This window comes from Lelliottia sp. RD5 (genome assembly GCF_056032945.1).
Genome location: NZ_JBVYHQ010000002.1, coordinates 349,923 through 369,330, shown reverse-complemented (window position 1 = coordinate 369,330; position 19,408 = coordinate 349,923). Strand labels below are relative to the sequence as shown.

Sequence of the window (19,408 nt, the reverse complement as noted above, 5' to 3'; positions counted from 1 at the left end):
CTGAGGAACGCCATGAAGACGTTGACTTTCCTGCTCTCAACGGTCATTGAACTGTACACGATGGCGCTGCTGTTACGCGTCTGGATGCAGTGGGCCCGTTGCGATTTTTACAATCCATTCTCGCAGTTTGTGGTGAAAATTACGCAACCTGTCATTGGCCCGCTGCGTCGTATCATCCCACCGATGGGGCCAATTGATAGCGCCTCAATGCTGGTGGCGTTTATTCTCAGCGTCATCAAAGCCATTGTGCTGTTTATGGTGATCACGTTCCAGCCCATCATCTGGATCGCAGCGGTGCTCATTCTGGTGAAAACCATTGGTCTGCTGATCTTCTGGGTGCTGCTGGTGATGGCCGTCATGAGCTGGGTAAGCCGTGGTCGCAGCCCGGTTGAATACGCGATGATTCAGTTGACCGAACCGTTGCTGCGTCCGATCCGTAATTTATTGCCTTCTATGGGCGGTATCGATTTTTCACCGATGATCCTGGTGCTGCTGCTTTATGTGCTGAACATGGGTATCGCTGAGCTGTTACAGTCAACAGGCAATATGCTGCTGCCGGGGCTGTGGATGGCGCTATGAGTGCTGTGAGCACTTGTCCCGATGGGCTGGTTTTACGGCTGTATATTCAGCCTAAAGCCAGCCGTGACAGCATTGTTGGATTGCATGGCGACGAGCTAAAAGTCGCCATCACCGCCCCACCCGTTGACGGTCAGGCTAACGCGCATTTAACCAAATATCTGGCTAAACAGTTTCGCGTCGCCAAAAGTCAGGTCATTATTGAAAAGGGTGAGCTGGGACGCCATAAACAGGTAAAAATCCTTAATCCGCAAAACATCCCGACGGAAGTCGCGGCACTGACAGAGTAGGAAACACCATGCAGAAAGTTGTTCTCGCTACCGGTAACGCCGGTAAAGTGCGTGAGCTGGCCTCGCTATTAAATGATTTTGGCCTGGACGTCGTGGCACAAACCGAGTTGGGCGTGGATTCCGCGGAAGAGACCGGTCTGACCTTTATCGAAAATGCGATTCTGAAAGCACGCCATGCCGCGCAGGTGACGGGCCTACCCGCTATCGCCGATGACTCTGGTCTGGCGGTTGATGCGCTGGGCGGCGCACCGGGTATTTATTCCGCACGTTATTACGGCGTTGATGCGACTGACCAGCAGAATCTGGAAAAACTGCTCGAAACGCTAAAAGACGTGCCGGATGCACAGCGTCAGGCGCAGTTTCACTGTGTGCTGGTGTATATGCGTCATGCCGAAGACCCAACACCGATTGTCTGCCACGGAAGCTGGCCAGGCGTGATTGCTCGCGAGTCTGCTGGCAGCGGCGGCTTTGGCTATGACCCCATTTTCTTTGTCCCGTCTGAGGACAAAACCGCGGCGGAACTAACCCGCGAAGAAAAAAGTGCGATTTCCCACCGGGGTCGCGCGTTAAAACTGTTACTGGAAGCATTACGTAATGGCTAATTTGCCACCTCTGAGTCTGTATATTCATATCCCCTGGTGCGTGCAGAAATGCCCGTACTGCGATTTCAATTCACACGCGCTGAAAGGCGAAGTGCCGCATGATGACTACGTTCAGCATCTTTTAAGCGATCTGGATGCCGACGTATCTTACGCACAGGGACGTGAAGTTAAGACCATTTTCATTGGTGGCGGGACGCCGAGCCTGCTTTCTGGCCCGGCGATGCAGACGCTGCTGGACGGCGTGCGTGCGCGTCTGAATCTGGCAGCAGATGCAGAAATTACCATGGAAGCGAATCCTGGCACCGTTGAGGCCGATCGTTTTGTCGATTACCAGCGTGCCGGGGTCAACCGTATTTCCATCGGTGTACAGAGCTTTAGCGAGCCAAAACTTAAACGTCTGGGCCGCATTCACGGGTCGGCTGAAGCGAAGCGGGCAGCGCATCTGGCAACCGGTCTTGGGCTGCGGAGCTTTAATCTTGATTTGATGCACGGCCTGCCGGATCAGTCGCTGGAAGAGGCGCTTGACGATTTGCGCCAGGCGATAGAGCTGAATCCGCCGCATCTCTCCTGGTATCAGCTCACCATCGAGCCTAATACGCTGTTTGGCTCACGTCCGCCGAAGCTGCCTGATGACGACGCGCTGTGGGATATTTTCGAACAAGGGCATCAGATTCTGACGGCGGCGGGGTATCAGCAGTACGAAACATCGGCCTACGCAAAACCGGGTTATCAGTGCCAGCACAATCTCAACTACTGGCGCTTTGGCGACTATTTGGGGATTGGCTGTGGCGCACACGGTAAAATCACCTTCCCGGACGGACGCATTTTGCGCACCGCCAAAACGCGCCATCCGCGCGGATATATGGAAGGCCGTTACCTTGAACGCCAGCATGATGTGGAAGTGGAAGACAAACCGTTTGAGTTCTTTATGAACCGTTTCCGTTTGCTGGAACCGGCGCCACGTGCAGAGTTTGCGCGTTACACGGGCCTGCCTGAATCCGTTATTCGTCCGCAGATTGATGAGGCGCTGGCGAAAGGGTATCTGACGGAGTGCGACACTTACTGGCAGATTACTGAACACGGGAAACTGTTCTTAAACTCCCTTCTTGAGCTGTTCCTCGCCGACGACTCCTGAAGACAGATTCAGGATTTTGCATCCCGCTCTGCTGGCTGACCGAAAGGCTGGCAGAGTGTGGGGATGGAAAAATTAAAACAACTCCGCATTGAAATGACACCTGAGGAATCACGCCTCTGGTATTTGCTCAGAGATCGCCACTTCTTTGGCTATACGTTTCGCCGCCAAACGCCGATTGGGACATATATCGTGGATTTCGCCTGTTTTAAAGCGCGCCTGATAGTGGAACTGGATGGGGGTCAGCATCAGGATGACGTTGCGTATGATCAACGCAGATCGGCATTTTTGAATGACAATGGCTGGAAAGTGATTCGGTTCTGGAATAACGAGTTCAGATCGAATGAAGAGGGTGTGCTAAGCGTTATTCTTGAGCACCTTCAATGCCTGATGCCCTCACCCTAACCCTCTCCCACAGGGAGAGGGAACGCTTTCGTCATCTCTTCTGCATGGAACGAAGGAACGCATTCACCCACTTTTTCGCGTAGAAGCGGTAAACTTTCCTCCCTCTCCCTTGGGGAGAGGGCCGGGGTGAGGGGCCCCGCGCGCAGAAATCTTACTTCAGCGATCCCACCAGCGCCTTGCGGCTGTCTTCAAGTGTTACGACACGCTTGCACACATCTTTGCCAAACTTCTGGAAATCGGCTTCCTGATTTTTCCACTCATTTTGAATGGAGGTTTGCAGACCACCAAGGCTACCTAAAACGCCCTGCAGCGGGTTACCACCGCCTTTCAGAACGGCTTTCGCCCCCATCTCATTGATGCTGTCCTGCAGGATACCGCCCATCGCCTGATTCACCAGGTTTTGTCCGTCGGCACGCACCTGATCGATAGCCTTGTAGTGGAACGTCAGGCCATCGGTACGATGCTCAAGAATGCGATTCATCTGTTCTTTCAGCTGCGCGTCCAGCTTGGTCAGGCGAGAGCGCATATTGCTATTCTCCCCCACTTCTTTTGCTATGATCTTATCCAGCGCCACGCGCCCTTTCTCTACGCGGGTAAGCGCACCTTCGTCAATCCACGGAAGCGCGGCGCGGAGATCGGCCTGATAATCTTTTGCCTGCTCGCGCTGCGCCGCGCTTAGGGTATATTGTTTGCCGTTAAACATCACATTGCCATCAGGCGTGATGACCAGGTTGCCGTTTTCGCCTTTCACCTGGACGGTTTGCGGATTCAGGATCACATCGTCGCGCGGTGTGACTTCACATTTGTATTCCGCATGCGCCGTCAACGCGGTTGTCATCAGTGCCACAGCCAGCAGCGTTTTGTGCATCATATCAATCCCTCAAGACAAAACGGGCCGGCATGTGCCGGCCCTTTGCTAGTTAGTCCCACCAAATATCGAAAAGTTCGCTGACGCGCACCTCTTCGAATTTGCGGTCTTCCAGCCATTTACGTACAAGTGCCTGCTGCTCTTCGGTGCATTTACCGATTTCTTGCTTGCAGATCAGCCCTTCCCACGACAGGTAGCCACTGCCATCAAACGCCAGTTTATTTGGCTCGATGACTTCATCGATAAAGGCGTCAACTTCCTTATCAATCGTTTCTACACTGGTGCCTTCCGGGAAACGCCACGCGACAGAAAAGCCAACTTCCTGGAATTCTTCGATGTGCATCTTTTTACGCAGACGACGGCTACGGTTTGCCATTATTTCACCCTCTCGAACATTAAGTCCCATACACCGTGACCAAGACGATGGCCACGCTGTTCAAATTTTGTCACCGGACGTGAATCCGGGCGCGGTACATAATCGTTATTCTCAGACAGGTTTTTGTACCCATCCAGAGACGACATAACTTCCAGCATATGTTCCGCATACGGCTCCCAGTCGGTCGCCATGTGAAAGACGCCGCCGAGTTTTAGCTTACTTTTCACAAGCTCAGCAAATTCTGCCTGAACGATGCGGCGTTTATTATGACGTGCTTTGTGCCATGGGTCAGGGAAAAAGAGCTGAACCATGTTCAAAGAATTGTCAGGAATCATTTTGTGCAGCACTTCAACCGCGTCGTGGCACATCACGCGCAGGTTCTCGATGCCCTCTTCATGCGCCGTTGCCAGGCACGCGCCCACGCCCGGGGAGTGAACCTCAATACCCAGGAAGTTTTGCTCCGGACGCGCTTTCGCCATGGTTACCAGCGACGTGCCCATGCCAAAACCAATCTCCAGCGTAATCGGTCCGTTGCGACCAAACAGCTCGGCGAAGTCGACAGGCTGTTCGCTGAACTCAACGCCCATCACCGGCCAGTAGTTATCCAGCGCGTGTTGCTGCCCTTTTGTCAGGCGCCCCTGGCGGCGGACAAAGCTGCGAATACGGCGCAGCGGGCGACCGTTTTCATCAAATTCCGGTGAAATGACGTCGTTTTTCATAAAAGAGTAGTCTGCTTGTGAGAGTGTTCGGGAAACGGGCATTATCCAAAGTTAAGCCTTGTATGCAAGCATGGGAAAGATCCGGTTTACAGTCGAAGGGCGCTGTGCTGCAATCTGCGTCCCAAATAAGGTGAATCAATGACCATGCATGCCTCTCAATTTTCAGCCCAGGTGCTGGACTGGTACGACAAATACGGGCGTAAAACCCTGCCCTGGCAAATTGAAAAAACGCCGTACAAAGTATGGCTCTCTGAGGTGATGTTGCAACAAACGCAGGTCGCGACGGTTATCCCCTATTTTGAGCGCTTTATGACGCGCTTCCCGACAATCACCGATCTCGCCAATGCACCCTTAGACGAAGTGCTGCACCTGTGGACGGGGCTTGGCTATTACGCCCGCGCGCGCAATCTGCACAAAGCCGCGCAACAGGTGGCAACGACGCATCAGGGTAAATTTCCAGAAACGTTTGAAGACGTGGCAGCGCTGCCCGGCGTTGGACGCTCCACGGCTGGCGCGGTGCTGTCCCTTGCACTCGGCAAACATTTTCCGATTCTCGACGGCAACGTGAAACGCGTGCTGGCTCGCTGTTATGCGGTGGATGGCTGGCCGGGTAAAAAAGAGGTCGAAAAGCGTTTATGGGAAATCAGCGAAGCCGTCACCCCGGCGAAAGGGGTTGAGCGTTTTAACCAGGCGATGATGGATTTGGGCGCTATCGTGTGCACGCGCTCAAAACCGAAGTGCGAGCTTTGTCCGGTTAATAATCTCTGCGTGGCCTATGCGAATCATTCATGGGCGCAATACCCGGGCAAAAAACCCAGGCAGATACTTCCTGAGCGCACCGGGTATATGTTGCTGATGCAGCATGGTGATGATGCCTATCTGGCCCAGCGTCCGCCGAGCGGTTTGTGGGGCGGATTATTCTGTTTCCCACAGTTCGAAACCGAAGAAGGGCTGCGTCAGTGGCTGGCAGAACGTGGCATTAGCGCCGATAATCTCACGCAACTTAACGCATTTCGCCACACCTTTAGCCATTTTCATTTAGATATTGTGCCAATGTGGCTTCCCGTGTCCTCATTCGCCTCATGCATGGATGAAGGAACGGGTCTCTGGTATAACTTAGCGCAACCGCCATCGGTCGGGCTGGCCGCTCCGGTGGAGCGCCTGTTACAACAATTACGTGCCGGAGCAGTGGTTTAGCTTTGGTAACATCAAGAGGAATGAGTATGGCCAGAACAATTTTTTGTACCTATCTGCAGCGCGACGCCGAAGGGCAAGACTTTCAGCTCTATCCGGGCGATTTGGGAAAACGCATTTTTAACGAGATCTCTAAAGAAGCCTGGGCGCAGTGGCAGCAGAAACAGACCATGCTCATCAACGAGAAAAAACTCACGATGATGAACCCGGATCACCGCAAACTGCTTGAAGCAGAAATGGTGAACTTCTTGTTCGAAGGGAAAGACGTTCACATCGAAGGCTACACGCCGCCAGAAAAATAACAGCGTGCGGGGACAACCCCGCCGTTCTAGCAAACACAACACGCAGTCCCGGAATGATGAAAAAATTATTAGCGCTAGCCCTTGTTGCGCCGTTGCTTGTGTCTTGTTCCAGTAAAAAAGGCGATAGCTATAACGAAGCCTGGGTAAAGGACACGAACGGTTTTGACATTCTGATGGGGCAGTTTGCCCATAACATCGAAAACATTTGGGGTTTTAACGAAGTTCTGATCGCGGGACCCAAGGACTACGTTAAATATACCGACGCTTACCAGACCCGAAGCCACATCAACTTTGATGACGGTACGATAACGATCGAAACCATCGCGGGTACCGAACCGGCCGCGCATTTGCGTCAGGCGATCGTGAAAACCCTGCTGATGGGTGACGATCCCGGCTCGATTGACCTCTATTCAGACGCCGACGATGTGACCATCTCCAAAGAACCGTACCTGTACGGTCAGGTCGTCGATCAGACCGGCCAGCCCATTCGTTGGGAAGGACGCGCCACTACGTTTGCAGATTATCTGCTGCAAACGCGCCTCAAGAGCCGTGCCAATGGCCTGAAAATCATCTACAGCGTCACCATCAATCTGGTACCGAACCACCTCGACAAGCGTGCGCATAAATACGTTGGCATGGTGCGTCAGGCTTCGCGGAAATATGGTGTTGATGAATCCTTGATCCTGGCGATTATGCAAACCGAATCCTCCTTCAACCCGTATGCCGTCAGCCGTTCCGACGCGTTAGGGCTCATGCAGGTTGTTCAACACAGCGCGGGGAAAGACGTGTTCCGCTCGCAGGGCAAATCCGGCACACCGAGCCGCAGTTATCTGTTCGATCCTGAGAGCAACATTGATACCGGCACGGCTTATCTGGCGATGCTGAACAATGTCTATCTGGGCGGGATTGATAACCCGACGTCACGTCGTTACGCAGTGATTACCGCCTACAACGGCGGCGCAGGCAGCGTGTTGCGCGTGTTCTCAAGCGACAAAGTGCAGGCCGCGAACATCATTAACAGCATGGCACCGGGCGATGTTTACCAGACGCTGACCACCCGTCACCCGTCTGGGGAATCCCGCCGCTATCTGTACAAAGTGAATACCGCGCAAAAGAACTATCGCCGCCGCTAGTCCTGTCACCCAACCCTCTCGCACGCGGAGAGGGTTGTCCAGACGCCCTCTCCCTGTGCGAGAAACGGGGTCCGATTCCCTCTCCCTGCGCGAGAAACTGGAGTCCTATTCCCTCTCCCTGTGGGAGAGGGTTAGGGTGAGGGCATCAAACCGCACACGCCATCCATACGAAAATGTTATTTGCATCACAATCCAAACTGCAAATTAATGTGGATTGCATTTTTTTGCGGGAGGTAACAAAACATATTGTTCCCTGCTGGTAGAATTGCATCAAATTAAACCCCTGAATGTTTACAAAACAACATATCTCCCGCTCAATTGTGAGGAAAGTAACATGAACCTTAAGCTGCAGCTTAAAATCTTGTCGTTTCTGCAGTTCTGTCTGTGGGGGAGCTGGCTAACCACGCTTGGCTCCTACATGTTTGTGACGCTGAAGTTTGATGGTGCGTCTATTGGCGCGGTATACAGCTCGCTCGGTATTGCGGCGGTATTTATGCCAACGCTGTTGGGCATCGTGGCGGATAAATGGATCAGCGCCAAATGGCTTTATGCGATTTGCCACCTGGTCGGTGCAGGTACGCTGTTTATGGCGGCCGGCGTCACCACGCCTGGCGCGATGTTTATGGTTATCTTGCTCAACTCGCTGGCCTACATGCCAACGCTTGGCTTGATCAACACCATCTCCTACCACCGCATCAAATCTGCGGGCATGGATATCGTGACGGATTTCCCACCAATCCGTATCTGGGGCACTATCGGCTTTATCATGGCGATGTGGGGCGTGAGCTTTGCGGGCTTTGAACTGAGCCATATGCAGCTTTACATCGGTGCTGCGCTGTCTGTGGTGCTGGCGCTGTTTACCCTGACGCTGCCGCACGTGCCGGTCTCGAACCAGCAGAAACAGCAGAGCTGGAGCTCAATGCTCGGTCTGGACGCGTTCGCGCTGTTCAAAAACAAACGCATGGCGGTCTTCTTTATCTTCTCCATGCTGCTGGGCGCAGAGCTGCAAATCACCAACATGTTCGGCAACACCTTCCTGCACAGCTTCGATAACAATCCGCTGTTCTCAGGCAGCTTTATCGTTGAACACGCCTCGGTGATGATGTCGATTTCGCAGATTTCCGAAACCCTGTTTATCCTGACCATTCCGTTCTTCCTGAGCCGTTACGGCATCAAAAACGTTATGCTGATCAGTATCTTCGCGTGGATGCTGCGCTTCGGTCTGTTCGCCTATGGCGATCCAAGCGCATTCGGTACCGTGCTGCTGGTTCTGTCGATGATTGTTTACGGTTGCGCCTTCGACTTCTTCAACATCTCGGGTTCGGTGTTTGTCGAAAAAGAAGTGAAGCCTGAAATCCGCGCCAGTGCTCAGGGTATGTTCCTGATGATGACCAACGGTTTCGGCTGTATTCTTGGCGGCGTGGTGAGCGGAAAAGTGGTTGAAGCCTACACCACTAACGGTATCACCGACTGGCAGCCAGTGTGGCTGATCTTCGCGGGTTACTCGCTGGTGCTGTTCTTTGCCTTCATTGCCTTGTTCAAGTACAAACACGTTCGCGTTCCGACGGGTGCACAGCCTATCGCGCACTAAACGTGCTCAAATCCCTCTCCTTAACGGGAGAGGGACATTGTTCCTAAAACCCATCCCACCGACAGCAAATCCGCACTGCCACCTGGACTTAAATTCCGCGTAATAAACGCCTGATCCATCTCGATCAGTGCCTCGCTATCCCAACCGTGAGTCAGTAAATTCCGTGCATAATTCTGCACATAGCGCAGCCCGTCCATTCCGCCCCGCGACACCAGATTGCTATCCTGATTAACCGCCATCAGACGCAGAAGCAGCTCGTGAAGCGAGCCGCCCTCCCACTGCGTCAATACGTTGCGCACCGTCGTGAACCCGCTCTCCGCTTCGCCGCGTGCGCCGGTCAGACCAAACTGCTGATATTGCCGCTCGCCTGCCGTCGACATACCGCTGCGGCCTGCAAGTTCACGCTCAACCAGCCCGCGACAAATGTTACCGATCTCACAACACAGCGTGTCGGCCGTCGCATTTCGCACGCGTCCGGCAGTGAAACAGAGCAAACCCAGCGAGAAAATCCCGCCTTTATGCGTATTTACCCCGCCCGTTGCGGCATACATCGCCTGCTCGCACGCGATGCCCATTGGGCGAATCAGACGCAATTGCTCCGCTGCAGCTTTCTCCGCATGTTCGCTCCCCAGTTCGGCAAAACGTACAAACCAGGGGGCAATCGCCTTGATGCTGCGGACAAACAGCGCGTGATCCATATCGCGATGCGCGCCGCTATTGAGCTTATCCACCAGCCCCGGCTTGGGCGTTAATTCAAGTTCGTGCCAGAGCGCCTCTTCAGCCAGCTCCGGCACGCTGACGCAGCGCGGTTTAGTCGCGAGCAAACCAGTCATCAATCATCTTCTCCACGCGAGCCACGACCTGTTCAACCGGATGCTGACGCGAACGTGAGCAGGCGTGCGCCGGTTCATCGCAGATCAGGCAGCGACGCATATGTGAACCCAGCGATTGCCGCCCGACATGCCCATCCGTCGGGCAAATCACATCGATATCCCAGAGTCGGCCGAGCGGGTGACTCTGCTCCAGCTGTGCGCAGTGGGCTTTGATTTCCGGTGCCTGATGGGCCACGCACCACAGCGCTTCTGGCCCGGTAGGCAGCCACAGCACCTGGCGGTCGAGGACTTGCCAGCGGTGTTCCCACAGCAGCTGATCGCACATCTGCAACGCCACGCCCATGCTGTTGCGATAGCGCAGGCTGTCTTTCACTTCCCCCGGCGTAACTAACGTGAGGGAAATGACCGGTTGTTGGTAGTGCGTGAGCCAGTCAGCCTGTCGCGCCGCGCGGTTTTCTTTTGCCGCCAGCAGCGCGTCAAGGCTGACACCCGCACGCACGGGTGTCGCTATCGTCATGATGTTACTCCTTCACCTGTCGGACGGTGTCGATCACGCTGCCGTCACGGTAGCGGATCACGCCAACGATTTTATCGGTAAATTCGATAGGTTTCGGCTCGCCGGTCAACGAAATCGCCCGCGCGTAGAGCGCTTCGATATCAACGATTTTTAACCCTGCGGCTTCCAGCCGTTCGCGGATTTCCGGGCGCGCCGGATTCACCGCGATGCCGTGGTCAGTCACCAGCACATCAATACTCTCGCCCGGCGTTAAGCGCGTGGTGACGCGTTTGACAACCGTGGGAATGCGGCTGCGTAAAAGCGGCGCAACAACAATCGTGAGATTTGCGGCAGCGGCCACGTCACAGTGCCCGCCAGACGCCCCGCGCATCACCCCGTCTGAACCGGTGATCACATTCACGTTGAAATCCGTGTCGATTTCGAGCGCGCTTAAAATCACCACGTCGAGCTGATCGCAGCTTGCCGCTTTGCTGCCCGGATTGGCATACACGTTTGTCGAAATCTCAACATGATTCGGATTACACGCCAGCGAAGCCGCCGCCTGACCGTCAAAGCATTGGGTATCGAGCAGCTTTTCAATTAACCCTTTTTCATGCAGATCGACCAGGCTGCCGGTAATGCCGCCCAGCGCAAAACGCGCGGTCACGCCGCTGCGTTCCATTTTCTCGCCCATAAAGCGCGTGCAGGCGGTCGCCGCTGCGCCCGAACCGGTCTGCATCGAGAAGCCGGATTTGAAATAACCCGAGTGTTCAATCACGTCCGCCGCAAAGCGGGCGATCATCAGCTCGCGCGGGTTGCTGGTGACGCGCGCCGCGCCGACGCTGATTTTCGCCGGATCGCCGACGCTGTCGACCTGCACGATATAGTCCACCCGATCCTGCACGATGCTGGCGGGCATATTCGGGAACGGCACGATCTCTTCGGTGAGCAGCACCACTTTGCGGGCAAACTGCGCATCAACCATCGCATAGCCCAGCGATCCGCAGCTGGATTTCCCGTGCGTCCCATTGGCATTGCCAAACTCATCGCTACACGGCACGCCAAGAAACGCCACGTCGATGTTCAGCTCACCGTCCTGCAGCAGCTTCACGCGCCCGCCGTGAGAGTGGATTTGCACCGGCTCGTCCATCAGGCCGTGAGAAATGGCATCCGCCAGTTTGCCGCGCATCCCGGAGGTATAAATACGAGTAATCACGCCGCTTTCGATGTGCTCGATCAGTGCGTCGTTGCACGTCATCAAGGAGCTGGAAGCCAACGTGAGATTTTTAAAACCCATTTTTGCCAGCAGCGCGACCACGCTATTGATCACCCGATCGCCTTCGCGAAACGCATGATGGAACGAAATCGTCATCCCGTCCTGCAATCCGCAGCGTTTTACCGCGTCCTCTACGGAATCGCACAGCTTACGCTGATGCTTTGCTTCGACGTCAGCCAGCCAGGGCGTTGCGCTGTGGGCCGTATCAAACGGTGTTAGGCCCCTGAGATGGGGGAAATTTACATGGAGAAGTTCAGTCTGATTCATTTGTCATCCTTAGCGACGCACGCCGGAGGCCGCTGCACGTTCCAGCACTCTCTGGGCATGGTCAATAATCGGGGCATCCACCATTTTGCCGTTGAGCGACACGACGCCCAGGCCGTTGCGCGCGCCCTCTTCCGCCGCTTCGATCACCCGCATAGCGTGATCCACTTCCTGCTGGGTTGGCGCGTAAGCGTTATGCAGCAGATCGATCTGGCGCGGGTTGATCAGTGATTTGCCGTTAAAGCCCATCTTGCGGATCAGTTCGACTTCGCGCAGGAATCCCGCTTCGTCGTTGACGTCTGACCACACCACGTCAAATGCGTCGATGCCCGCCGCGCGTGCGGCATGCAGCACGGCGCAGCGAGCGTAAAAGAGCTCGGTACCGTCGCCGCGTTCGGTTTGCATATCCATCACATAATCAAAACCCGCCAGCGCGATGCCGATCAGGCGCGGCGTGCTGCGGGCAATTGCCACGGCGTTGATAACGCCAATCGCCGATTCAATGGCTGCCATCACGCGGGTTGTGCCCACCTCGCGACCGCACTCGCGTTCGATGCGCTCCAGATGGCCTTCCAGTTCATGGATATCTTCCGGCGTATCGGTTTTTGGCAGACGTATTACATCCGCGCCACCCTGGACGGCGGCTTCAAGATCCAGCAGACCAAACGGCGTGTTCAGCGGGTTAATGCGCACCACGGTTTCGATATCCCGATACATGGGGTGCTGCAGAGCGTGGAACACCAGCAGACGCGCGGTATCTTTCTCGCGCAGCGCGACGGCGTCTTCGAGGTCAAACATGATGGAGTCAGGACGATAGATAAATGCGGTCGAAAGCATGGCGGCGTTCGCGCCAGGCAGGAACAGCATACTGCGACGGAGTTTGTTCATGACATTTTGCTCCAGTCGATAGGCTGTGCTTCAGCCGCGCGCAGAACCGCGCTTTGCAGGCGGGCGCGGATCACACAGTCGAGCGCCCCTTTATCTTCAACGATGATCAAACCCTGACGCACCTCCAGCGCGTGCAGCGTTTCATTGACCACCTGGCGAATCTGATCGCCAAACTGCTTAATCACTTCACTGTGGATGACAATCTCCAGCTCGCCGTCGGCGGGGGCGATTTTCACCATCAGGTCGCTGGACTCCTGCGTTCCGGCCAGCGCCTCCCTTACAATTTTCATGATAAATTCCTGATAGTTATGCGACTTCCGCACGCGCGCTGTAGTGCGCTTCGAGATGCGCGAAAGTGGACTCCGGGACAATCTCCCGAATGCGGGAAAACTGCTGTGTCTTGAGTAAACGGCGCACTTCCGATGCCGAAATAGCATTTCCGGTGGCCTTAATGCGCGGCATTTCCACCACCTCAATTTGCGGAGTGAGCAGCTGATGCAGCGTCTGGTTGTACTGGCGAGTGATATCGCAAAACGGTTCTGATCCGATAAACCGATGGGTAATCCCCAGCGCGGGCGCGATAAAATCACGGAAAATCAGCACGTCGATTTCACTCCACGCCTGCTGCACTTTGCCGCTCTCTTTGAGGAAATAGGCCGGGAAAGTGGCGCGCGAGATGATGTATTGCGATCCTTCATGAACGGATACGTTCGACAGATGGGCCACTCCTGCGCGCACCATCTTCAGACGATCGCGAAACGAGAAGAATGACGCGTCTTCACGTACCACAAACAGGTGCAGCCAGTCACACTGCTGAGCCGCCTGCTCCACCAGATGACGATGCCCGAGGGTGAAGGGGTTGGCGTTCATCACAATCGCGCCAATCTTCTCACCCCGTTTCTGCAGACCACGCAGCGAGCGGCAGTAGCGCTCAATCCCCTGCGGGGTATTTTCCAGCAGGACCGCGTTATTACCGCTTTGGGCAATCGGCCAAAAACCGCTGCGGGCAAAGCGCTCTTTGTTGCACGGACGCGTACACAGAAAGAGGTGGAAATGGCCGCGCGCGAGCGCGGCGTTCTCCACTTCAGCCAGCAGGCGTGCGCTCAAATTCACGCCGCGCAGCTGCTCATCGACGGCCACGCATTTGATGACGTTTGCGGCGAGACCCGCACATCCCACCAGTTGCGTACCGGACCACGCCTCCACAAACAGGGTGATGTCGTTGTCCAGCCCCAGACCGCTGTCCGCCAGCAGATAACGAATCTGGCTTAAGCGTTCCGGATGTTTCGCCACGTCGGTCAGGCGGAAATCGATGGCGGAGTGTCTGTCCATGGCGTCTTACCTAGTGCGCAGCCGTCAGCAACTGCGCTGGCGCTTCCATGATCACATTGCTCAGATGACCGATATTTTCGATCTCCACTTCAATGCGATCGCCCTCTTGCATGAACAGCGGCGGATTGCGTTTTTTACCCACGCCGCCAGGCGATCCGGTGATGATCACATCGCCCGGACTTAAGCGCGTAAACGTGCTGATGTATTCGATCAACTCCGCGACTTTGTGGATCATGCTGCTGGTGTTGTCTTCCTGCACCATGCGGCCATTCAGCCAGGTACGGATCGCAAGCGTGTGCGGATCGGGGATTTCATCGGCGGTCGCCATCCATGGACCAAACGCGCCGGTTTGTCGCCAGTTTTTGCCTGCGGTAAACCAGGTATGCTGCCAGTCACGCGCTGAGCCATCCATGTAACAGCTGTAACCCGCCACATGGCGCAGAGCGTCTTCCCGGCTGATGTTTTCCCCGCCTTTACCGATGATCACCGCCAGTTCGCCTTCGTAATCGAATTCACTGGAGTGACGCGGTTTCAGCACCGGGGAGTTGTGTCCGGTCTGAGAGTCCGGGAAGCGGACAAACAAAGTTGGGGCCGGATTATGCTGATCGAACTCCTGGCGTTTTTCGGCGTAGTTCATGCCTACGCAGAGGATTTTTTCTGGATGCTCGATCACCGGTAAAAAGGTGATTGCATCCATCGGTACGTCAACGGCATCGTTGAGATAACGCGTGGCTTCTGCCATGCCGTTGCCCTGTAACAGCGCTTTAAGGTCGCTGTAGCGGTCACCCAAACGGCGACCTAAATTCACCACACCCTCGGCCTTCACGATGCCGTAGCTGCGTTGACCTTTATAAATAAAGCTTGCGAGTTTCATTGTTCTTTCCTGAAAACTTAAACGAGGAAGTTGCCCAGAATCAGCAGCGAGATAGAGACGTTGATTGCCCCGCCAATACGCGTCGCAATCTGAGCGAATGGCATCAGGCTCATGCGGTTACCTGCGGTCAGAATCGCCACGTCGCCGGTTCCGCCCTGTCCGCTCTGACAGCAAGAGACGATGGCGACATCAATCGGATGCATTCCGATCTTTTTACCAACGAAGAATCCGGTGGCCACCAGTGCAGAGACGGTGCTGATAATCACCAGCAGGTTGCTGACGGTGAACGCGTTGACCAGTTCCTGCCACGGCGTAATCGCCACGCCAACGGCGAACAGAATCGGATAGGTGACGGAGGTCTGGAAGAATTTGTAAACCACCTGCGAACCTTCGAGCAGACGGGGAGAAGCGCCGTTGCACAGTTTGACCAGCACGGCCATAAACAGCATGCCAACCGGAGCAGGCAGGCCAATCAGCTTGTGACCAAGCATACCCAGCATGTAGAGCAGCACGGCCAGCAACGCGCCGGAAGCAATGGTGGTCACGTCCGCTTTACCGGAAAACGCCGGTTGGGAAGCCGTGGTATCAGCATTAGCACGGTTTGGCATCAGTTGGCCTTCGCCGGTCAGATGCGGGTAGCGTTTACCAAGCTGGTTCAGGCAACCGGAGATAATGATGGCGGTTAAGCCCCCGAGCATGACCATCGGCAGCACGCGACCGAGCGCAACGCCCTGATCCATATGCAGCAACGTGGCATATCCGATAGAGAGCGGAATAGCGCCCTCGCCAACGCCACCGGCCATAATCGGCAGAATGATAAAGAAGAAGATCTGGAATGGTTCAAGACCGAGCGCCATGCCCACGCCCATTCCGACAATCATGCCGACGATTTCACCGCACAGCATCGGGAAGAAAATGCGCAGGAAGCCCTGAATCAGCACCGTGCGATTCATACTCATGATGCTGCCGACAATAATGCAGCAGATATACAGATAGAGGATGTTGGTAGATTTGTAGAACTTGGTGGTGGACTCCACGACCACGTCAGGCAGCAGGCCGTAGTAAACCATCGCCGACGGGATGAAGGTGGCGCAAATCGCCGCCGCGCCGAGCTTGCCAACAATCGGCAGACGCTTACCGAACTCGCCACAGGCGAAGCCGAAGAAGGCCAGCGTCGCCACCATCACCACAATGTCGCTTGGCAGCTTGCCGCCCAGGCAGTCGATAGCAATCAACGCGCCGGCTAATACAAAAAGCGGCAGCGGGATGATCCCCACTTTCCAGGTATCCATAATGTGCCACCAGCGCTCTTTGAGCGTTGGCCGCTGAATATCTATCGGATCGTGCGTTACAGAGAAAGAATCGTCAGTAGTGCTCATCTCATTAAGCCTCTTGGTTATTTGTGCATTAAGCTTAAAGTTGTCAACGCGGGCTTTATGTGAGGAACGGCATATTAAAACCGAAGTTTTAATGGCCTCTATGGTTTTAATGGTTTCTTTTATTGAATGTGATTAACCACTTATTTATTGCCGTGGTTTTAATGGTTTCTTTTCCAGAATGAACAAACGAATAACATTTATTTGTTTTATATTAAACGATCGTCTAGTTCTTAAAATGCTTTTGTAAGTGGCGCTGTGCAAGGGATCACAAGTTTTAGGCAAAGGCGAACCCTGGCAAAAAAAAGATGATATATTCACTGAATCCGTTAATACCTTGCGTGATAGTTATGAAGGTTTCGTTTCAGATTAAGTTATTTATTTCGCTGGTGGCTTTCTTTTCAGTGCTATTTGCATTACTGGGTGGATATTATTATGTCGACGTCAGTCGGCAACTTTATCAAGAAATGAGCACCCGAGCCAAAATACAAGCAGAAGAAATTGCGCTTATTCCTACGTTGCGTAAAGAGGTCGAAGAAAAAGACATCAAAGCAATTCATGCTTTTATGCGTCAAATAGCGGATCACAGCGACGCCAGTTTTATAGTGATTGGGGATAATAACGGTCGGCACCTGTTTCATTCAGCCTTTGAAGATCGTGTGGGGACCACCCTGGTCGGCGGCGACAACGCTGAAGTGTTGCAGGGCAAAAATATCACCACTATCCGTAAAGGCGGTTTGGGGATTTCGCTTCGCAGCAAAGCGCCTGTTTTCAACGATGCCGGACAGGTGGTGGGCATCGTCTCCGTGGGCTATCTCACCAGCTATCTCGATACCATTACCGTCAGCAAGGTGGTGAATATCCTGATCGCAGCCGTGTTGCTGCTTATCGCCCTGTTTATCTTCTCGTGGTATTTCACCCGCAGTATCAAAAAGCAGATCTTCTCCCTTGAACCGCGCGAAATTGGCCTGCTGGTGCGCCAGCAAAAAGCGATGATGGAGTCGATCTATGAAGGGGTGATCGCTATCGACGCGCATTTGCGGATCGAAGTGATCAACCAGGCCGCGCGGCAATTGCTGGGCTTACCGCAACCGGCGCGTGAACTGCGCGGGCAATTGATCGGCGACGTTATCAGTCCGGTGTCATTCTTCACACCGCAAACCATGCTGGCGAAAGACACGCACGATGAGATCTGCCGCTTTAACGATCTCACGGTGATCGCCAGCCGGGTGCGGATCATGCTGGAGGATTCACTCCAGGGCTGGGTGATCACCTTTCGCGATCGCAACGAAATTGACTCGCTCAGCGCCCAATTGAGTCAGGTAAAACGTTATGTCGACAACCTGCGCATCATGCGCCATGAGCAGTTGAATCGCATGACAACACTTTCCGGCATGTTGCATATGGGTCGCTACGAAGAGGCGATCGGCTTTATTCAGGCGCAATCGGAACACGCACAGGAGCTGCTGGACTTTATCTCATCACGGTTTAGCTCACCCACGCTGTGCGGTCTGCTGCTCGGGAAATCCGCGCGGGCGCGTGAGAAAGGCGTTGAACTGAATTTCGATCCCGCCTGTCGGATGGAGAAACCTTTCGCCCCGCTTCACGAAGCCGAACTGATCTCCATTATTGGTAATTTACTGGATAACGCGATCGAAGCCACACAGCGCGCCCCGCTCCCGCATGAGCCAGTAGAAGTGCTGATAAAACTCAATGAGCGCGAGCTGATTATTGAGGTAGCGGATCAGGGGGTGGGCATTAAACCGGAAATCCGCGAACGCATATTTGAACGCGGTATTACCACCAAAACGCGTGGCGATCACGGTATTGGCCTGTACCTGATCGACAGTTATGTTACCCAGGCTGGCGGCGCCATTGAAATTGCCGATAACTCGCCTCGGGGTGCTATTTTCTCACTCTTTATTCCCGCCACGGGAATCGCTCGACGCCCCGCTCAGGAACTGGAAGATACTGACTATGCAACATGAACATATCGATGTATTGATTGTTGAAGATGAGAACGAACTGGCGCAGCTTCATGCCGAGCTGATTAGCAAACATCCGCGCCTGCGGCTGGTGGGCATTGCCTCGTCACTCGCCGACGCTCAGGCCAAACTCACCCGCTTGCAGCCGCAACTGGTTCTGCTGGATAACTATTTGCCGGACGGTAAGGGCATTACGTTAATCAGCAACCCTCTGCTGATGCCTGCTAATTGCTCCATCATTTTCATCACCGCCGCCAGCGATATGGATACCTGTAGTCTGGCGATTCGCAACGGTGCATTCGATTACATTCTGAAACCCGTTTCCTGGAAACGGCTCAGCCAGTCGCTCGAACGCTTTGTGCAATTTGCCGAGCAACAGCGCGTATGGAAGATTGTTGATCAGCAAAATGTCGATTCGCTGTACCAGCTTCAGGCCAAAAATTACCGTCAGGATAACGGCAGCAAAGGGATTGAGGAGAATACGCTGGCGCGGGTGCAGACACTGTTTAATGACCAGGCCGAGCACTGCTTTTCGGTGGATGACGTGGTGAGCGAAACGGGCTTGAGCAAAACCACCACGCGGCGCTATCTGGAGCACTGCGTCGAGTCGGGTTTTCTGAAGGTGGAGATGCTTTACGGAAAGATTGGGCATCCGCGCAGAATGTATAAGCGCGCAGCGGCGTGAGGGTGCTGTGTGATGGTGCGGCGTGATCCCCTCGTCCTAAACTTCTCCCATGAGGAGAAGGAACCATCTGGAGCTGTCTTTTTCCCCTCACCCCGGCCCTCTCCCCAAGGGAGAGGGTGATAACAGAACAAAGGACACAACCATCCCCTCTCACTCAGGGTGAAGGGGAAAATAGAGTGAAGCTGAAAACTCTCCCCTCTCCCTGTGGGAG

22 protein-coding genes are annotated in these 19,408 nt (G+C 54.5%); 11 read left to right on the top strand and 11 right to left on the bottom strand.

From position 1 onward, the window contains the following. Positions 1-12: 12 nt before the first annotated feature. The 5 genes from AC0LWE_RS09535 (at position 13) to AC0LWE_RS09515 (ending at position 3,005) form a co-directional block, all read left to right on the top strand. Positions 13-579 carry a YggT family protein gene (locus tag AC0LWE_RS09535; RefSeq protein WP_059177570.1) on the top strand — a complete coding sequence of 189 codons (567 nt, stop codon included), beginning with the start codon at positions 13-15 and terminating at the stop codon, positions 577-579. Then, positions 576-866, top strand: a complete 291-nt coding sequence (yggU, locus tag AC0LWE_RS09530) for a DUF167 family protein YggU (protein WP_059177569.1) — start codon at positions 576-578, stop codon at positions 864-866. Before AC0LWE_RS09535 ends, yggU begins: the two co-directional genes overlap by 4 nt. An 8-nt stretch (positions 867-874) precedes the next feature. Continuing rightward, positions 875-1,468, top strand: coding sequence for an RdgB/HAM1 family non-canonical purine NTP pyrophosphatase (locus AC0LWE_RS09525; RefSeq protein ID WP_219347399.1), 594 nt, complete (start codon positions 875-877; stop codon positions 1,466-1,468). After that, positions 1,461-2,603 (top strand): radical SAM family heme chaperone HemW, encoded by a 1,143-nt coding sequence (hemW, locus tag AC0LWE_RS09520; protein WP_059177567.1) that lies wholly within the window; start codon positions 1,461-1,463, stop codon positions 2,601-2,603. Before AC0LWE_RS09525 ends, hemW begins: the two co-directional genes overlap by 8 nt. Before the next feature lie 63 nt (positions 2,604-2,666). Further along, entirely contained in the window at positions 2,667-3,005 is a 339-nt protein-coding gene (locus tag AC0LWE_RS09515; RefSeq protein WP_202693905.1) for an endonuclease domain-containing protein, read from the top strand. 151 nt (positions 3,006-3,156) lie between these two features. Here the strand turns inward: AC0LWE_RS09515 and AC0LWE_RS09510 are convergent, their stop codons facing one another. From AC0LWE_RS09510 to trmB, 3 genes are read right to left on the bottom strand one after another with little or no spacing between them, the layout of a single operon-like run. Further along, positions 3,157-3,876, bottom strand: a complete 720-nt coding sequence (locus tag AC0LWE_RS09510) for a YggN family protein (RefSeq protein ID WP_059177565.1) — start codon at positions 3,874-3,876, stop codon at positions 3,157-3,159. A gap of 49 nt (positions 3,877-3,925) precedes the next feature. Continuing rightward, entirely contained in the window at positions 3,926-4,252 is a 327-nt protein-coding gene (locus tag AC0LWE_RS09505) for a YggL family protein (protein WP_095283305.1), read from the bottom strand. Then, a complete protein-coding gene (gene trmB, locus AC0LWE_RS09500) occupies positions 4,249-4,968 on the bottom strand; it encodes a tRNA (guanosine(46)-N7)-methyltransferase TrmB (RefSeq protein WP_059177563.1) in 720 nt (239 codons plus the stop codon). The genes AC0LWE_RS09505 and trmB overlap by 4 nt, the downstream gene beginning before the upstream one ends. A gap of 144 nt (positions 4,969-5,112) precedes the next feature. Here trmB and mutY point away from each other — a divergent pair, with 144 nt between their 5' ends. The 4 genes from mutY to AC0LWE_RS09480 all read left to right on the top strand — a co-directional run bounded on the left by mutY (position 5,113) and on the right by AC0LWE_RS09480 (position 9,188). Then, a complete protein-coding gene (gene mutY, locus AC0LWE_RS09495) occupies positions 5,113-6,165 on the top strand; it encodes an A/G-specific adenine glycosylase (protein WP_174343042.1) in 1,053 nt (350 codons plus the stop codon). A 26-nt stretch (positions 6,166-6,191) separates the two neighbouring features. After that, entirely contained in the window at positions 6,192-6,464 is a 273-nt protein-coding gene (locus AC0LWE_RS09490) for an oxidative damage protection protein (RefSeq protein WP_059177561.1), read from the top strand. Positions 6,465-6,520: 56 nt separating this feature from the next. After that, positions 6,521-7,597 (top strand): membrane-bound lytic murein transglycosylase MltC, encoded by a 1,077-nt coding sequence (gene mltC / locus AC0LWE_RS09485; protein ID WP_202694072.1) that lies wholly within the window; start codon positions 6,521-6,523, stop codon positions 7,595-7,597. Between the two features lie 334 nt (positions 7,598-7,931). Beyond that, positions 7,932-9,188, top strand: coding sequence for a nucleoside permease (locus AC0LWE_RS09480; protein ID WP_059177559.1), 1,257 nt, complete (start codon positions 7,932-7,934; stop codon positions 9,186-9,188). A 20-nt stretch (positions 9,189-9,208) separates the two neighbouring features. On the opposite strand, the gene citG is transcribed toward AC0LWE_RS09480, so the two are convergent. Genes citG through AC0LWE_RS09440 form a run of 8 tightly spaced genes read right to left on the bottom strand, consistent with a single transcriptional unit; the run spans position 9,209 to position 16,530 of the window. Further along, positions 9,209-10,021 (bottom strand): triphosphoribosyl-dephospho-CoA synthase CitG, encoded by an 813-nt coding sequence (gene citG, locus AC0LWE_RS09475; protein ID WP_219347398.1) that lies wholly within the window; start codon positions 10,019-10,021, stop codon positions 9,209-9,211. Next, the gene (citX, locus tag AC0LWE_RS09470) at positions 9,999-10,538 is read right to left on the bottom strand and encodes a citrate lyase holo-[acyl-carrier protein] synthase (RefSeq protein ID WP_059177557.1); all 540 of its coding nucleotides are present in this window, start codon (positions 10,536-10,538) and stop codon (positions 9,999-10,001) included. The genes citG and citX overlap by 23 nt, the downstream gene beginning before the upstream one ends. A gap of 4 nt (positions 10,539-10,542) precedes the next feature. Beyond that, complete coding sequence (citF, locus tag AC0LWE_RS09465) at positions 10,543-12,060, bottom strand: citrate lyase subunit alpha (RefSeq protein ID WP_474265343.1); 1,518 nt, start codon at positions 12,058-12,060, stop codon at positions 10,543-10,545. A 9-nt stretch (positions 12,061-12,069) separates the two neighbouring features. Further along, the gene (gene citE, locus AC0LWE_RS09460) at positions 12,070-12,945 is read right to left on the bottom strand and encodes a citrate (pro-3S)-lyase subunit beta (protein ID WP_131486282.1); all 876 of its coding nucleotides are present in this window, start codon (positions 12,943-12,945) and stop codon (positions 12,070-12,072) included. Next, entirely contained in the window at positions 12,942-13,235 is a 294-nt protein-coding gene (gene citD, locus AC0LWE_RS09455; RefSeq protein ID WP_059177554.1) for a citrate lyase acyl carrier protein, read from the bottom strand. The genes citE and citD overlap by 4 nt, the downstream gene beginning before the upstream one ends. 16 nt (positions 13,236-13,251) lie before the next feature. After that, positions 13,252-14,277 (bottom strand): [citrate (pro-3S)-lyase] ligase, encoded by a 1,026-nt coding sequence (gene citC, locus AC0LWE_RS09450; protein ID WP_219347397.1) that lies wholly within the window; start codon positions 14,275-14,277, stop codon positions 13,252-13,254. 10 nt (positions 14,278-14,287) lie between these two features. Next, positions 14,288-15,151: a fumarylacetoacetate hydrolase family protein gene (locus tag AC0LWE_RS09445; protein WP_059177552.1), complete on the bottom strand. Its 864-nt coding sequence runs from the start codon at positions 15,149-15,151 to the stop codon at positions 14,288-14,290. A 17-nt stretch (positions 15,152-15,168) separates the two neighbouring features. After that, a complete protein-coding gene (locus AC0LWE_RS09440; protein ID WP_131486284.1) occupies positions 15,169-16,530 on the bottom strand; it encodes a 2-hydroxycarboxylate transporter family protein in 1,362 nt (453 codons plus the stop codon). 347 nt (positions 16,531-16,877) lie between these two features. On the opposite strand from AC0LWE_RS09440, the gene AC0LWE_RS09435 reads away from it, so the two are divergent. Both AC0LWE_RS09435 and AC0LWE_RS09430 read left to right on the top strand, forming a co-directional pair. Next, positions 16,878-18,515 (top strand): ATP-binding protein, encoded by a 1,638-nt coding sequence (locus AC0LWE_RS09435; protein WP_202693911.1) that lies wholly within the window; start codon positions 16,878-16,880, stop codon positions 18,513-18,515. After that, positions 18,505-19,197, top strand: a complete 693-nt coding sequence (locus tag AC0LWE_RS09430; protein ID WP_219347396.1) for a response regulator — start codon at positions 18,505-18,507, stop codon at positions 19,195-19,197. The genes AC0LWE_RS09435 and AC0LWE_RS09430 overlap by 11 nt, the downstream gene beginning before the upstream one ends. Positions 19,198-19,408 lie beyond the last annotated feature (211 nt).